This is a genomic window from Psychrobacter sp. ANT_H3 (genome assembly GCF_027919975.1).
Lineage (GTDB): Bacteria > Pseudomonadota > Gammaproteobacteria > Pseudomonadales > Moraxellaceae > Psychrobacter > Psychrobacter maritimus.
On record NZ_JAQISM010000001.1, the window covers coordinates 1 to 16,360 of the forward strand.

General features: G+C 42.3%; 13 protein-coding genes. 6 read left to right on the forward strand and 7 right to left on the reverse strand.

Annotation, left to right across the window (positions count from 1 at the left end):
- Window positions 1-45: 45 nt before the first annotated feature.
- Window positions 46-1,545, reverse strand: coding sequence for a sodium/proline symporter PutP (gene putP / locus PG901_RS00005; protein WP_201564710.1), 1,500 nt, complete (start codon window positions 1,543-1,545; stop codon window positions 46-48).
- Window positions 1,546-2,056: 511 nt separating this feature from the next.
- A complete protein-coding gene (locus PG901_RS00010) occupies window positions 2,057-2,929 on the reverse strand; it encodes a LysR family transcriptional regulator (protein WP_271133014.1) in 873 nt (290 codons plus the stop codon).
- A 417-nt stretch (window positions 2,930-3,346) separates the two neighbouring features.
- Between PG901_RS00010 and leuC the strand changes: the two genes are divergently transcribed.
- The 6 genes from leuC (at window position 3,347) to PG901_RS00040 (ending at window position 9,955) form a co-directional block, all read left to right on the forward strand.
- A complete protein-coding gene (gene leuC, locus PG901_RS00015) occupies window positions 3,347-4,765 on the forward strand; it encodes a 3-isopropylmalate dehydratase large subunit (RefSeq protein ID WP_271133015.1) in 1,419 nt (472 codons plus the stop codon).
- Between the two features lie 25 nt (window positions 4,766-4,790).
- Window positions 4,791-5,255: a hypothetical protein gene (locus PG901_RS00020; RefSeq protein ID WP_271133016.1), complete on the forward strand. Its 465-nt coding sequence runs from the start codon at window positions 4,791-4,793 to the stop codon at window positions 5,253-5,255.
- 47 nt (window positions 5,256-5,302) lie between these two features.
- Complete coding sequence (leuD, locus tag PG901_RS00025; RefSeq protein WP_201564702.1) at window positions 5,303-5,953, forward strand: 3-isopropylmalate dehydratase small subunit; 651 nt, start codon at window positions 5,303-5,305, stop codon at window positions 5,951-5,953.
- 199 nt (window positions 5,954-6,152) lie between these two features.
- Window positions 6,153-6,923, forward strand: a complete 771-nt coding sequence (locus PG901_RS00030) for a hypothetical protein (RefSeq protein WP_271133017.1) — start codon at window positions 6,153-6,155, stop codon at window positions 6,921-6,923.
- A 239-nt stretch (window positions 6,924-7,162) separates the two neighbouring features.
- Window positions 7,163-8,266 (forward strand): 3-isopropylmalate dehydrogenase, encoded by a 1,104-nt coding sequence (leuB, locus tag PG901_RS00035; protein WP_271133018.1) that lies wholly within the window; start codon window positions 7,163-7,165, stop codon window positions 8,264-8,266.
- Between the two features lie 483 nt (window positions 8,267-8,749).
- Complete coding sequence (locus PG901_RS00040; protein ID WP_271133019.1) at window positions 8,750-9,955, forward strand: L,D-transpeptidase family protein; 1,206 nt, start codon at window positions 8,750-8,752, stop codon at window positions 9,953-9,955.
- A 434-nt stretch (window positions 9,956-10,389) separates the two neighbouring features.
- Here PG901_RS00040 and infA read toward each other — a convergent pair whose 3' ends face one another.
- From infA to PG901_RS00065, 5 genes are all read right to left on the reverse strand, one after another.
- Window positions 10,390-10,611, reverse strand: a complete 222-nt coding sequence (gene infA, locus PG901_RS00045) for a translation initiation factor IF-1 (RefSeq protein WP_021814850.1) — start codon at window positions 10,609-10,611, stop codon at window positions 10,390-10,392.
- A 160-nt stretch (window positions 10,612-10,771) separates the two neighbouring features.
- The gene (gene truA / locus PG901_RS00050; protein ID WP_271133020.1) at window positions 10,772-11,611 is read right to left on the reverse strand and encodes a tRNA pseudouridine(38-40) synthase TruA; all 840 of its coding nucleotides are present in this window, start codon (window positions 11,609-11,611) and stop codon (window positions 10,772-10,774) included.
- A gap of 88 nt (window positions 11,612-11,699) precedes the next feature.
- Complete coding sequence (locus PG901_RS00055) at window positions 11,700-12,785, reverse strand: asparaginase (protein ID WP_271133021.1); 1,086 nt, start codon at window positions 12,783-12,785, stop codon at window positions 11,700-11,702.
- Window positions 12,786-12,991: 206 nt separating this feature from the next.
- On the reverse strand, window positions 12,992-14,611 hold the full coding sequence (locus tag PG901_RS00060) for a FimV/HubP family polar landmark protein (protein WP_271133022.1): 1,620 nt from the start codon (window positions 14,609-14,611) through the stop codon (window positions 12,992-12,994).
- 51 nt (window positions 14,612-14,662) lie between these two features.
- Complete coding sequence (locus PG901_RS00065; RefSeq protein ID WP_271133023.1) at window positions 14,663-16,324, reverse strand: type IV pilus assembly protein FimV; 1,662 nt, start codon at window positions 16,322-16,324, stop codon at window positions 14,663-14,665.
- Between the last annotated feature and the right edge of the window lie 36 nt (window positions 16,325-16,360).

Consider the following 16,360-nt stretch of genomic DNA (forward strand, 5'->3'; position numbering starts at 1 on the left):
CAATTAGCGAGGTTTTTTTGTCATACAATAATAAATAAAAACTACTTATCTATCTAAGTTCATTTCCATCTCTTCAAACTTCGCCGATACTGAAGGTCTTGGACCACCAGTCATGATACTCACGGCAAAAATAGCGATGGTACTTAAGATAAAGCCTGGAACGATAGCGTATAACCAGCTGTTTAATGGCACGCCATTCATCTGGAAAGGACCATAAACCCATAAGATAACAGTCAATGCACCGACGACCATGCCAGCAACGGCACCGTTACGGTTCATACGACGCCATGTAAGGCTGAAAATAACCAGTGGTCCAAATGCTGCGCCAAATCCTGCCCAAGCGTTAGATACTAAGCTGAGTACAGAACTTTCTGGGTTCGAAGCAAGTAAGATTGCGACTACAGCAACCACGACAACTGAGAGTCGACCAACCAATACTTGACGCGCTTCTGGCGCATCTCTATCAAAGAATAGCTTATAAACATCCTTAGTCAATGAGCTTGATACCACGAGTAATTGCGAGGAAATCGTACTCATAATAGCGGCTAAAATGGCGGCTAATAAGAAACCTGATACCAGTGGATGGAACAAGAACTGGGTAAAGACCAAAAAGATGGTTTCAGGGTCGTCTAATGTCATTGCCGTTTTTTGTACATAGGCGCGACCAGCGATACCTGTCACACAAGCACCGATAAGGCTGATAATCATCCAGCTCATACCGATATTACGCGCAGTGGGGATATCTTTTACTGAGCGAATGGCCATAAAACGGACGATAATATGCGGCTGACCAAAATAACCAAGCCCCCAAGCGAGTAGCGATACAATACCCAGTACCGTCATACCGCTGGTAATATCTAGCATACTAGGGTCAATGGCTCTAATAGCATTGGTCGTCGCCGACACACCACCAAGGTCGGTCAAGGCGACAATAGGCACAATCACCATGGCAAACAGCATGATGATACCCTGTACAAAGTCAGTCATCGATACCGCTAAGAAACCACCAAATAGCGTATAAGCAACGACGACACCAGCGGTCACCCATAAACCTGTACTATAAGAAAGGTTGAGCGAGCTTTCAAAAAGTTTACCACCACCGACTAAACTGGCAGCGGTATAAACGGTAAAGAATAAGATAATAACCACGGCAGAGATGACACGTAGCAAATGCGACTTGTCTTCAAAGCGGTTGGCAAAATAATCCGGTAAAGTGATGGCGTTGTCAGCGACTTCGGTATAAACGCGAAGGCGCGGCGCCACGATAAGATAGTTTAGAAAAGCACCCAAGGTTAAACCAATGGCAATCCATGCACTGACGACACCGTCAGCGTACATAGCACCTGGCAAACCAAGTAGTAACCAGCCTGACATGTCCGATGCGCCTGCTGATAAGGCAGTGACTGCAGGGCCTAAACTACGACCACCAAGCATATAGCCTTCAGTATCATTGGCTTGCTTAAAATAAGCATAAATGCCAATCCCAATCATCACTAAGAAATAGGCGCCAAGTGATATCATCACGCCACTAGAAACTCCGTTCATATAAACTGTCCTTAACCAACATAATTGGCTGTCATTATTTTGAATGATAAAAATTAGGTCTTACAAGACGCTGTTCGAAAACAATGTCTTAAGATGAAAGAATCTAAAGACGAAAAAAGCCATTAAGTAGGACATAATGGCTTTTATTCAAAATCTTCTGTTAGTTTTATATGATTGATGCTGTTCTAGGACTGCTATCTATAAAGTCATGATTCAACGCAAACGGCAAATTCATCTGTCAATTTTATAATTTCATCGCTCGCATCTGCTTATCATGTATAAATCTCAGTCGTTTATATAACCAATCATTTAAAACCACTAAACCTACTGTTTACTATCATATATTACTAGAAGTGTTCAATATATGACTATCAGTGTGCTTAAGGTAAATTTATGTTATCTAAACAACGTCAAATGTATTATAACGTATGAATGGCACAAATGCGAATGCGCTATTTTGCTGAATAACGCAGTTCTTTTAGCCAATATTCATAAAGAGTCTACTTAATCTCTATTCAATGGGCGCTAGCAATTCTAATAATGCCGTCACGCTGCTTGATGGTGTTAGTTTTGGATTGATGACCACGCCCAAATAACGTTGCAATTCGATATTGTCTGCCATATCAATACGTTCTAAATCCTGACTGACCATCGTTTGTGGTAATACCGACCAGCCAAGCCCAACAGAAACCAACATCCGAATAGACTCAAGCGGGTTGGTGCTCATAGTGGCGTAAGGTTTTAGATTGTGCTTAGCAAATTCCGCCAAGGTAATTTGACTGGTAAAGGTATTGGCAGATGGCAGGATTGCAGGATAGCGCGCCAATTGCTCGAGCGTCACATTGGATTTGGTCGCTAAAGGCGATAAGGTGCCAGTCATAAAGTAGAGTGGATCTGACCATAAGGTATGATAGGTCAAACGCTTATCATAGACGGGCGGCAGCGTTAAAAATGCCAATGATAAATCGCCATCGAGCACCGCTTTATGGGCAGTTTCTGAATCGACAAAATGCACTTCTAGTTGTACGGCAGGATAAGCTTGGATAAAATGCTTAAGCACAGGGGCTAGGTGATGCAAGCCTATATGATGGCTGGTACCGATAACGAGCTTACCGGACACAATATGCTGCGAATGCTGTAGGTTAATTTTAAAGTTTTCATAATCTTCAAGCCAGCGTTTGGCATGAGGCAGCATTTCACTGGCGGCTTGCGTCGGTACAATGCCGCGACCAACCGTATCAAATAGGGTAATATTAAACTCATCTTCTAAATTTTTGATGCGCTTACTGACCGCAGGCTGAGTAATAAATAGCTTTTCTGCTGCACCTGAGATGCTGCCTGTCTTCATAACAGTGACAAATGTCGTCAAATTTGTGGTATTCACACCGATGTCCTTAGCTACATAACGAGCTATAAATAAAAGTTGGCTAGCCTAATCATAATGAATTAGAAATAAAAGTTTGTGACTATGCAAAAATCATCAATTATTATTATAGGATTAGCCTGCTATAATCACAAGACATCTAGACGTATTGTCACATATTTATTCTGTTAACGTCATGATTGGCAGTATATGGCGTATTTTGGGTAGCTATTAATACAATAGAGGATAAATATTATAAAATATCTGTGTTTATTCTTTGGGCCTATAACGTCTTAATAAGGCTCTATAAAACATAAATGAATAACCAGGTATTAACCAAGTATTAAATTAAAGTGCGTCAGTAGACAAAAATATTTTGTCACTCACTCATTATTAAAGCAGTCATTCAGAAATTAGCAACTAAAAAAGGATAGCAACATGGCCGGTCAAACGTTATATGACAAACTTTGGAATGCTCACGAAGTCACCAAGCGCGATGATGGTTCGAGCCTGATTTATATCGACCGCCATTTGCTACACGAAGTGACAAGCCCGCAAGCATTTGAAGGCTTAGAGCTTGCCAACCGTGCACCGTGGCGTCTGTCGGCTAATATCGCAAGCCCTGACCATAATGTACCGACAGTGACTAAAGAGCGCTCAGAAGGCGTGGCTGGTATCAAAGACAAAGTATCGCGCTTACAAGTACTAACCTTGGATGAAAACTGTGCCAAGTTTGATATCGCTGAATTTACCATTAATGATGCGCGTCAAGGTATCTTGCACGTGGTCGGTCCTGAGCAAGGCTTAGTCTTGCCTGGTATGACGGTCGTTTGTGGTGATTCACATACCGCGACCCATGGTGCTCTTGGCTGCTTAGCACACGGTATCGGCACCTCAGAAGTTGAGCATGTATTGGCAACCCAGTGTTTGATTCAAAAGAAATCAAAAAATATGCAAATCCGGGTCACCGGTAAGCTTGGCGCTGGCGTGACGTCAAAAGACGTGGTGCTCGCTATCATTGCCAAAATTGGTACCGCTGGCGGGACGGGGCATGCGATTGAGTTTGCCGGACAAGTATTTGAAGACATGAGCATGGAAGGTCGTATGACCGTCTGTAATATGGCAATTGAAGCGGGCGCACGCGTCGGCATGGTTGCCGTCGATGATACGACCATTGAGTATGTGAAAGGCCGTCCTTATGCACCGACTGAGGAGCAGTGGGAGCAAGCGGAAGCTTATTGGCGCACCTTGTACTCAGATGATGATGCCGTATTTGATACCGTGGTTGAGATTGATGGTAGCGAGATAGCACCGCAAGTTTCTTGGGGCACTTCTCCTGAAATGGTCGTTGATATCACTCAATCGGTGCCAACCCCTGACCAAGCGGCTGATGAAGCGCAAGAAGAAGGCTGGTTGCGTGCTTATACTTATATGGGTTTAGAAGCTGGGCAAAAAATCACCGATATTCAGCTTGATCGTATTTTTATTGGTTCGTGTACCAACTCACGTATCGAAGATTTGCGTGATGCAGCAGCAGTGATTAAAGGTCGTAAAGTTGCCGATAATATTAAAGAAGCCATTGTAGTAGCCGGTTCTGGTCAGGTGAAATTGCAGGCAGAAGCAGAAGGCTTAGATGCTTTGTTTATGGATGCAGGTTTTGAATGGCGTGAGCCGGGTTGTTCGATGTGTTTAGCCATGAATGCCGATAAGCTAGAGCCGCAAGAGCATTGTGCCTCAACGTCCAACCGTAACTTTGAGGGTCGTCAGGGGAATGGCGGTCGTACGCATTTGGTCAGCCCAGCGATGGCAGCAGCAGCAGCATTGGCCGGTCACTTTGTCGATGTGCGTACGTTTTAACTTTGCATTTCTATAGAGCATAAAAATGAAAATGCTGTTTATTTTATTTTGCTTATTGGGTAGCTCTCAGCTAGCGATGGCTCTTGATTACTGTAATGGAAGATTTGCCTATTGTGTCGATGTGCCAAATCAATTGACATGGTTGCCTGAGGCAGATAATGGTGATGGTCGTCATTTTAAGTTACCCAACTCTAATGCCACTATTTTGGTCTTTGGGAGTAATACACCAATTGTTTTCTTTTATACAGATAGTGATTATCTAAAAGAGAAGCAGCATCAATATAAAGCTGGCATGACAGTTACTTACGAGCTGTTAAAAGACAAAACCTATACAGCAAGCGGCTATAGAAAAGACGGTCAAGTTTTTTATCATGTTATTAAAGTTAAGGATGGTCAGGAAGCAGTATTACATCTGAACTATCCTGAGAGTGAAAAAGATAGGATGACTAAGATAGTTAAGCAAATGGCACGCTCTTTTAAGCTGTATTAAGCAGCCAGAAAATTTTACGTTAGTAATCGATATTTTAAGGAAATCTTATGCAAGCTTATAACACTCAAACCGGTATCGTTTGTCCGCTCGATCGCGCAAACGTCGATACCGACCAAATTATCGCCAAACAGTTTTTAAAATCCATTAAACGTACGGGCTTTGGCGTCAATTTATTTGATGATTGGCGTTATCTCGACGAAGGTTATCCGGGTCAAGACAATAGCACCCGCGTGATTAACCCAGATTTTGTCTTGAATCAGCCGCGTTATCAAGGTGCCACTATATTGTTGGCACGCAGAAACTTTGGCTGTGGCTCGAGCCGTGAGCATGCGCCTTGGGCGCTTTCAGAATACGGCTTTCGTACTATCATTGCACCAAGCTTTGCTGATATTTTTTATAATAACTGCTTTAAAAATGGCATGCTGCCAATCGTCTTGGATGAAGCCATCGTTGATACCTTGATGAAAGCAACGCTTGCCAATGAAGGCTATGAGTTAACCGCCGACCTTGAGCGTCAAGTGGTTATTACCCCAAGCGGTGAAGAGTATGCTTTTGAGGTCGATGAGTTTCGTAAGCATTGCTTGCTAAATGGTCTTGATGATATCGGTCTGACTTTGCAGCAAAGCGATGCGATTAAAGACTATGAGCATAAAATGATGCAAAAAACGCCTTGGATATTTAACGACGTTAGAGCATAGTTATTAGAGGACAGCTATTAGAGAATAGTCCTTAGTATTCAAAGGACTGATAAAATTTTTTTAGTAGAAAATATTATTCAACATATAAAAGTGCTCAACGCTAATACAGCGTTGAGTTATGGTAATTAAGTGGCTAAAATGAATGATAATGTATTTTTACCTTATCGTAATTTCTACCTCATAAATAGTAGCCACCATTATGAATAAAACACGCTTTGTTGTATGGACAAGTACGGCTATTGCCGCAAGTTTATTATTATCTGGCTGTCAGGTATTGACGGGTTATCAACAAATAGACTCGGCAGAAAATGCCAAGGTATGGACTGGGAAAATAACCCCTGTCGCCGGTGAAGTAAATATTGCCTGTGTCGGTACTTATCATTGCGAAATTGCCCGCATTGACCAGACGCGCATTATAGGTAGTGATACTCATGAGCCTCTTAATCCTACCATGCTGGTTGCGATGCAAGCGGTGAATGCAAACGGTAAGAGCCGTACTGGTAATAAGCATGGACAAGCGCCAGTGGCGATGGATATGACGCTGCTTACTCATAAAAAAGCGATAAAAATTGTACCCTTGTCAGCATCTGCTATGCCTGGGCTAACCAATTATTATGCGCGAGTAAAGCCTGGCAAGCGTGAGGTACAAGTCAATTTCTATCCAGAAAATAACTTGGGCTATGTCGAGCGTTTCGCGATGATTCACGATTTTGCTGAGGCAGGAACCTATCAGCTGCGCGCTTATCAAAAAAAATCTAGCAACAACTCAGGCAGTTTGCTTGATAGTGCTTCGCCAGAGCCGTTATGTGTTGAGCTATATCAAGGCAATAGTGTCCAGCGCCGCTTTTGCAAAGAGATAGGGGCTGAGCATCAAGGAGAGTTTGTAGAAACTCGTGTTGTTAAAGCTGAACCTACTCAGTCGCCATCAAAGCCACTAGCAAAAAATAAAGTAAAAGCCAAAGTTTCATAAAAAAGCGTTTACATCGAAGCTTATTTAAAGAAGTTTATTTAAAGAAGTTTATTTAAAGAAACTTATTTAAACAGATAGACCCTGACTTCTTGTGTAAAGCATTACACAAGAAGTCATTTTTTAACAGGCTCTCATAAGCTTGTTAGCAGTACCCTAAATAGCAATACCTTAAGTATTAGTAGCATAAACATCAATTCCATAAAGAATATTTACTTAACCATTTACTCACAAGGATCAGTATGGCAACGATTTTAACATTAGCAGGCGATGGCATTGGCCCTGAAATCATGACTCAAGCCGTTGATGTGCTTAATGCTGTCAATAATAAGTTTGAATTAGGCTTAACCCTTGAATCTGGATTAATTGGTGGTGTGGCGTTTGATGCCACGGGTGAACCATTGCCAGAAGAAACGCTACAACGTGCGCGTGCAGCAGATGCGGTGTTATTGGGTGCGGTGGGTGGTCCTAAGTGGGATGGTATTGAGCGTAGCAAACGTCCTGAGCGTGGTTTACTTAAAATTCGTAGTGAGCTTGGTTTATTTGCCAATCTGCGCGTAGCCAAACTTTATCCGCAGCTTGTTAATGCTTCAAGCATCAAGCCTGAGATTATCTCGGGTCTAGACTTGCTGATTGTACGTGAATTAACCGGTGGTATTTATTTCGGTGAGCCGCGTGGTATTCGTACCTTAGCGAATGGTGAGCAGCAAGGCTATAACACCATGGTTTATAGCACCAGTGAAATTCAACGTATCGGTAAAGTCGCTTTTGAATTGGCGAAAACTCGTGCACAAGCAGCAGGTACGCCAGCTAAGGTTTGCTCAATCGATAAAGCCAATGTTTTAGAAGTCACTGAGCTGTGGAAGCAGACGATGATTGAGATGCAGCAAGCGGACTATAGCGATGTGGCGTTATCGCATATGTATGCTGACAATGCTTGTATGCAGCTGATTAAAGACCCTAAGCAGTTTGATGTAATGGTCACTGGCAACATGTTTGGTGATATCTTATCTGATGAAGCGGCGATGCTGACTGGTTCTATCGGTATGCTGCCGTCAGCAAGCCTCGATGAGGCGGGTAAAGGCATGTATGAGCCTTGCCATGGTTCAGCCCCTGATATCGCTGGTCAAGACAAAGCCAATCCATTGGCGACCATTTTATCTGTGGCAATGATGCTGCGTTATACCTTTAAACAAGAAGCTGCCGCGCAAGCGATTGAGCAAGCGGTCAGTGACGTACTTGACGATGGTTTACGTACCATTGATATCCTCGATCGTAGCGAGACAGGACTCAAACAAGTAGGTTGTCAAGAAATGGGGCAGGCGGTACTGGCAAAATTGGTTTAGTGATGAGCTTTAATATAAGCGGATTTTTCAAATATTGTTAACTAGAAGCCTTAATAGCTAGAAATCTTAAAGACTAGAAAGCATGATAAAGAGAAATCCTTATAGTGAGAAACCCATAATTTGCTTAGCAAGTTATGGGTTTTTTTATACCTATTTAAAAGATTTATTCACCGTAACACACTCAATAAGCTGGTCGCAAAAAAGGACTTTTTTTAACACAGATGCCGCAGGATAAGGCTTTTATTAACATAAAGCTGTTATATGCTGACAGGCTAATATGTCACTATAGGCGAGTTTACTAAGTTATTAAAATACTAAGTCATTAAAATAAGCACTATTTATTAACCTTACTTTTTCTACGAAAGAAATATTTTCTTAAGACATTAAAAATCACTCAAAACAAACGTCTTAATAGTGAGTTTTTATCATTAAATTTCTAATAAAAAACAATATTAATAACAATAACTACTCTAGGAGTTTTACATGTACCAATTAACCAAAATTAGCAGCGCACTGGCAGCCCTTGGTTTATCGACATTTTTATTGATGGGCCAAAGCTTTGCTGCTACTAATGACAATAATACTAATGCTACTAATGATAATAGTGCAAATGCGACAAGCAACGCCAACAATGAAACCGTTGCAAGTAAGGCAGCGTCCAACACTGTCAATAAACAAGCTGCTGCTAACAATGCCACAGATATCAGCCCAGTGACCAATGGGGTAAGCCAAAAAGTTGCGGGTAACAGTAGAGCTGCCGTATCGTTGAATAAGTTTTTACCGACCATTAAATATACGACAGAAAATCTGCCAGCAGTCGCGCAAAAGATAAATGCCGCTGCTTGGAAGAAAGGCACTAAAATTGATCGTAATGTCGGCACTAAGCTACAAGCCTTGTTGAACTGGAACCAAAATGGCGTTGGTCCGGTAGATGGTTATTGGGGTAAAAACACCATTAAGGCCATGCAAGCTTTTCAAAAAGCCAATGGCTTGACCGTAACTAATGATTTGAATAATGAGACTTGGCAAGCATTAACCAAAAATGAAAAACTGATGACTCAGCCAGTATTGGTCAGTTATCAGCTGAGTGAGGCGGATGTTAATATTAAAACCACGAGCATTCCAGCAGGCGCAGAAGCCAAGGCTAAGCTCGATGGTATGTATTATGAAAGCGTGACGGAAGGCTTGGCAGAAAAGTTCCATATCAGTGAAAAATATCTTAAAACGCTCAATCCTACCGCTAAATTTACCGCGGGTGAAACCATCACTGTTTATAACCCTGGCAATCCTAATATGAAGCCTGTGAGCCGAGTCGTCGCTGATAAAGCCACCGAAACGCTATACGCTTATGATGCTAAAGATAACTTAATAGCCAGTTATCCGACCACGGTAGGCAGCACAGCGACGCCCTCGCCAACAGGGACGCATACGGTAGAAGTAAAGGTACATGAGCCTAATTATACCTACACAGGCAATGATGGCAGCAAAGCTATCATTCCACCAGGTCCTAATAATCCAGTCGGGCTGGTATGGATAGGACTGAGTAAGCCTTCATACGGTATTCATGGTTCACCAGATCCTGCCCGTATCAGCCGTCAAGCATCAGCAGGCTGTATACGCTTGACTAACTGGGACGCGCTTGCACTGTTAGGTGTGATTCAAAATGGTGCAACCGTTGAGTTTAAATAGGTCATCACTATCGCTATAGTTAGCAACAAAATCGATGCGCTAGATACGCTGATAGTTACGTGCGACTGGTATAAATTTTCCTTGCTTGCTGCTATCACAGAGGCTACGAAACATTCATCGCAGTCGTACTATATCGGTTGCAAAGTGAATTCACTATATTTATAGGTTATTATTTAAAAATCGTTATTTAAAAACGGCTATTGAAAAGTCGTTATTAAGAAAACAATTAAGTCCTAAGATTTCGGTCTTAAAATGAAGACAAAAAAATACCGCTAAAAGTAGCGGTATTTTTTATGGTAAAAGCAAAAAACAATATTAATAGACTAAAATATGATAGGCAATAATGAGTAGGCTAGCAGTATCATTATTATTATCAGTTAAACCTCTCAAGCATTTATATTAATGCTGTTATAACCATTTTAGCCAATAAGAATTTAGTTTTTACCACGGTAAGTAATGCGACCTTTTGATAAATCGTAAGGCGTCATCTCAACCTTAACTTTATCGCCAGTCAAAATGCGAATGTAATGTTTGCGCATCTTACCTGAGATGTGCGCAATGATTTCGTGTCCGTTTTCTAAACGAACTTTAAACAATGTATTTGGAAGGGTATCAATGACTTCGCCTTCAAATTCAATAATATCGTCTTTTGCCATAATTTGTATCAATCAATTAAAAATAAGCCCATATTATACGTAACTTAGCGGATTAAAGCAATACGGAACCTGATTTTTGCTTGACAGCCTGTAAGTGATATGTATGTTATCTTTTAACGAGGGGCTGTAGTACATAGGCATTATGCCCGCTTATATTAGCTTAATCGGGTAGGTTGAGCCAAATAGGTGTTAAGGGCGCATCGGGCAGTAATTGTTGAAAACGCTTAGGATAATAGGCGTTGATAAAGTATAGGCCATCCCCAGAAGCTGTCGGCGGCGCAATCGTACGATCTTTTTTGGCTAAAATATCCAAAAATGCTTCTGGCGGCAATTCGTGTCGACCAATGGCATATAAAGTGCCCATGAGGTTACGTACCATATGATGCAAAAATCCGTCTGCTTGAATGTCAAAAACAATAAATTGACCGTGGGCAAAGAGTCTTGCATGACTGACTGAGCGGACGGGCTGATTAGACTGACAGGCAGCGGCACGATAGCTGCTAAAATCGTGAGTACCAACGATATCAGCCGCCGCTACTTGCATCGCTGCTAAATCCAGCGGCTCATAAATATGAGTCACTTGGTGATTTAAAATAGCAGGGCGCTGGGCTTGATTGAGCGTAATATAGCGATAACGACGGGCAATAGCCCCAAAACGGGCATGAAAGTCGTCAGGCATCGGCTGTATCCAGCGTAGGGCGATATCATCGGGCAATAAGCTGTTGACGCCGCGCAGCCAGTTATGAGGGTGTCGATAGGCATGAGTGGTAAAATGGGCAATCATATTGCTGGCATGGACGCTTGCATCGGTACGACCAGCCGCGACGACCTCTACTGTCTCATTAGCGACTTTACCGATAGCTGTCTCTAACGCTTCCTGTACGCCCAATACTTCTCGTTGCCGCTGCCAACCATGATAGTGCGTACCCAAAAACTCAATGGCGATAGCTAATGTATAAGTTGGGGGAGCTTTAGCTTCGATGCTGTTAATCTCGGACATGTTAATCTCGGACATGGGTGTTATTGGGCATTATAGTATTGGATATTTTAGTATTGGCGCTTATAAAGTACGCATATTCAACGCTAGGCTAATGTTTCTTGATAGTAGTGCCAGCTTGATTGACATTGTTGAGCCAGCGCTGACGGCGTCTTGCCGGACTATCATAACGCAGTAAAAGCCATAACAGCCGTGCATAAATAGCGGGAATTGTTAAACGTCCGCCACTAATTACATGATAATCATATTGCCAACTACCGGCAGCATAGCTCTCACTGACCCCACCAAATGGAGACTGACTAGCGCATACCACCATGTGTCCGTTTTTATAAGCAAGTTCTAGTGCTTGTGCTAGCGCTGGCGAATAAGGAACGTTGCCTGCGCCGAAACCTAATAAAATAATCCCACAAGGCGGCTGTGATAATAATGCCTGTAGCTGATTGCTCATCACCTCAGTGTCGTTCGGCAGGCAATATAAGGCATGAATACGCGCTTGCTTAGCCCGAGCTTCAATAAAGTCGACCAATTCTTGCTGATCATCTAGCCAGTGCTGGCGGCGGGTATCGGGTAAGCTTTTGATATAACTATTGGCAGGATACGCCGCTCGAGAGTGACCGGTAAATGCCATCAAATCGTGGCTATGAATTTTTTGCACTGTCTGCGCCGGCCAAGACTCACCGCCAAAACCAATCTTTATACCTGATTCACCAGCTGCCGCCAATTTTAAGGAATCGGTAAGGTTATCCCAAGCATCGCTATTTGCGTCAATGGTGTAAGAGTGCAACACGTTACTGTCTAATAATGGGCGCATACTAGCGGTGATAACCACGCAAATATCACTACCAGCAAAAGCCTCTGCTAAAAACGCGCCCAAATAACTCAAAGTATCCGTACCAGTAATAAGCACAAACCGTCTGTCGCCTTGGGCATAGGCGGATAGCAAAAGCTGATAAAAATGTACAAAGTCACTAGGGGTAAGCTGGCTACTGTCTTTAATTAAAGTATTATCAAGCCATGAAACCTGAGGCAGATTATTAGCATTATTTTGCTCAGCCAGTAAGTGTTGCAAGGTCGGTAAAAAAATATCTGCCGATAACGGTGCTAAGGGTCGCCCGTAGCTACCAAAAGTACCACCAGCATAAATGAGACGAATAGGATTGGAGCGTGTCTTTGTCATAATAGAGGAGGGCATAGTAATAGTATTAGCACAGTGAAGAGAAATGAGAGCAGAAAGCGCCGCTAAGTCTTAGGGCGCATTCTAGCAAAAATAATGAGTAATGATAGAGTGAATGATAATAGAGAGTATCAAGCTTAAATGCAAAAAAAATCAGCAAGTATTCTTAGGATAGTAGAATACTTACTGATAAGAGAAGGTGCTACTTGTTATGCAGTGCGATCTAGTAGAGTTTGCGCTAGGCTTTGTTGCTCGCTCGTACCTTGGCTTATGACTTCATTGAGTAAGCGTTTGGCACTATCATATTCACCCAGCTGTACATACTGACTGGCTAAGTCTAAGGTGACTTGATTGCTGTCTAACGTTTTGACGAAATCAAAGTCAGCTGCAAAGCGTGATGAGAAGTCTTCGGCAGTTTCAACCTCAGTCTCAGCAGTAACTCCGCTATCAACATTGTTTTCAACTTCGCTTGCAAGGTCAACTGGCGTCGTCGCTGTTGGAGCACTTGCTAAAGAATCAAAGTCAAAATCATCATCAATCAGGGTATTCTCATCGAACGTAACAGTCGTTGGTGCAGTGTTAGAAGCTACTGTTTCATGAGCTACTGTTTCATGAGCTGCTGTCTCATGAGGGACTTCATTTATTTCCTGCGCTGCATTGTCTTCAAAAGTAAAGTCATCAAAATTGTCTTCAATAAGAATAGGCGTTTCACTTGATGGCTGTGTTTTCGTCTCTGCTTCAACTGGTGCATTGAAAGTATCAATATCATTGATATTATCAACATTATCGAGAGATAAAGTAAGGTCTTCTTGCTCTAGTTGAGTTGCTTCTGTAGTGACTTCATCAACATCAGCATAAACGTTATCATCGCTAGCTTCAATTTCTAAATCTGCCAAATCTAAGACAAAGTCTTCATTGTCATCTAATGTAGTATTATTAGACGTATCATTAGATAGAGTGGTAGTAGGCGCTTGCGTAGAGATATCTTGTGGCTCTGCTAAGTCGAAATCAAAATCAAAATCGGAGTCACTGGCGTTACTATCGCCACTATTATCATTTTTGCTTATAACAGCTGAAGCAGATAAAATTTCAGCATCAGCGATATCTAGCCCAGTGACCGGTGTCATGCTAGTAGCGGCGGGCTCGTTAATATCGTTTTCTAAGTCATTCAGGCTCAGGTCAAAATCTTGCTCGATATTATCGAAATCATGAGAAGGAGCTAAAGTGGTGTCAGAGCTGTCTGCTAAGTCGTTTCTATAGGCAGTAGGTTGAACCGCATCATCATCAAGATGGTTATCAATAATGGCGTTTTGACTGTCGACTTTGTCCGCAGGGATATCAAAATCGATACTCTCAAAACCCGCATCTTGGTCATTTTCAGCTGGTAGAGCATGTTTGGCTGCTTGATTTTGTTCTTCAGTCAGTAATGCTTTTAATTCATCTGCTTGAGCGATACTTTTTGCATCAGCATGAGTTTTAATAGAGTCATAAACTTTATTAAAGTTATCAGATTGATCTATCGTGGCATATATCGCAAGCAGCTTAAGAGATAATTGGCTATCATTAGGTTTTTCAATAAGACCGCGGTTGAGCGTTTCAATGGCTTTGTCATAGCGCTGCTGATCCATAAAACGTTGCGCAATCTCAATAGGATTAAATTTTTTGTCATTAGTGCTGTCGGCTTCACTAGGTGCTTCTTTAAGCGCAGTTTTTCCTGCCTTTACAATTGGTTGCCCTGATGGTTTTTGTGCTTTATTTTTACGCACGACCAAAACCGCTATTAGTACAATAAATACCAATCCGGCGATAATATATAGCATATTGTCCATAGTTACTCCTGCGCCCACGATCACAGCATAGTGCATTGATCGGTTAGGCAATTATTGATTGCGTAGTTTTTCGAGACGAGCTTGTAGCTCCGCCAGTTTTTGGTTTTGTAATTGCAACTTTTTAGTATAACCGCCAAGCGTGCTGTTGGTTTTTGATAAACGCTGAGCCTCCGCTACTGTACTTTGTCTTGATGATTTAAGAATATCTAACACATCTGAGCTAAGTCCGTTACCCGTAGCCATAGCTGTCTTATTTTTAGTGCCATCTGCGCTACCGTCATGGCCAGGAGCGAGAACAGAAAACTGAGCGGTTGGCAGGGTTTGTGTTTTCTTTATAACCGGCTTCTCAGTACGCTTTGTCGCTTTAGCACTTTCAGTTTTTGTTTTAGAGGCAGCTTTCGCTGCATCAGGTTTTTTAACTATGGGTGTATTTGCTTTTCTATTATGCCGTTTTTGCTCGCTGATAGCGGCCTGTAGCTTTTTTTGAGATGGCACGACATCATACTTGGGTAAACTTAGCTGAGCATCGGCTTTTAGCTGATCCGCATTTTTATTGATAAAGGCATTTGGGTTTTGGGTTTGAATCTCGTTCATGACGGTTTGTACATCAAGATTGTTTTTCTCTGCGATTTGCTGGGCAATGATCCATAAGTTATCGTTACGCTGTACTGTATAGTTAAACTCAGAGCTCGTGTCATTATTAGCAGAAGCGATACTAGCGCCTTTATCATTGGAACCTAGCGTAGATAGATTTCCAGAGGATAGGGTTTGCTGTGAAGCAATCTGGGTAGATGGGGTAGTGCTATAGAGCTCTGCACCATCTGACTTGTTTTTAGCAGTTGGCAAAGGGTTAACAGGTGTTGGCGTGGCAGCCATCATATTCGTGTTATTTGCATTGCTTGTATTGTTTGAAACGTTAGGCTGTATCTGACGGGTAATCTGGATATTCAAGATATCAAATTGATTATCCGTAAGCCCAGTAGCAGATGCACTGCCATCTAGATTCCCTGTTGCATGATTATTAGCATGATTGACAGCTGTCATCGTAGGATTGCTCTGCTTATCAGCATCATTATTCAAACGCTCATTATCTAAGCGACTGTTCTCTAAGCTATTGGGAGAATATACCGTAGTCGTACTTTGCGTGGCAGGCGTGATAACGGCTGTAGGTGCCAATAATAATGGTGGCGGCGTACCCTTTTTAACAATTAACGGTTGCGCATTCGTGGTAGAAACCTCAGGTAAGTTCGGCTTTTTTGCGCCTGTAACGATACTTTGAGTAGGGGTAATCGGCAAGCTGTTATTTAGAGGCATCAGTAATGTTTTAGGAATAACATTGCGCTGAGTACCATCATTAATAGACAACACCACATCTGCAAAAGGCTTGGAGACAGGTTTGGTCGTCGTGATAAGAACGTGACCACTGGTGGCTGACGTCGGTTGGAAACGGACGGTCATTGAGTCAGTTGGCGTCAAGCCCATTTGCTGATAAATAGTAGAGTTTGCCAAACTGGCTGAAAAATCAGCGGTCTTAATATCAGTGACCATAATACTGGCAGCTAAAGGTTCATGCTGCGCCGAGGTAATGACTGTCTTGCCAATGGTGGCGGCTTGGGCATGAGACATAAAAGCTGCATAGCCGACTGAATAAAGCAGCGCCATTGATACTGAGCGATGTACAGTAGTCAAGCGATGAGATAAGTGACAAGACATGTGCAGCCCTTTAGAGTGAGAGTTATCTGTGTTGTT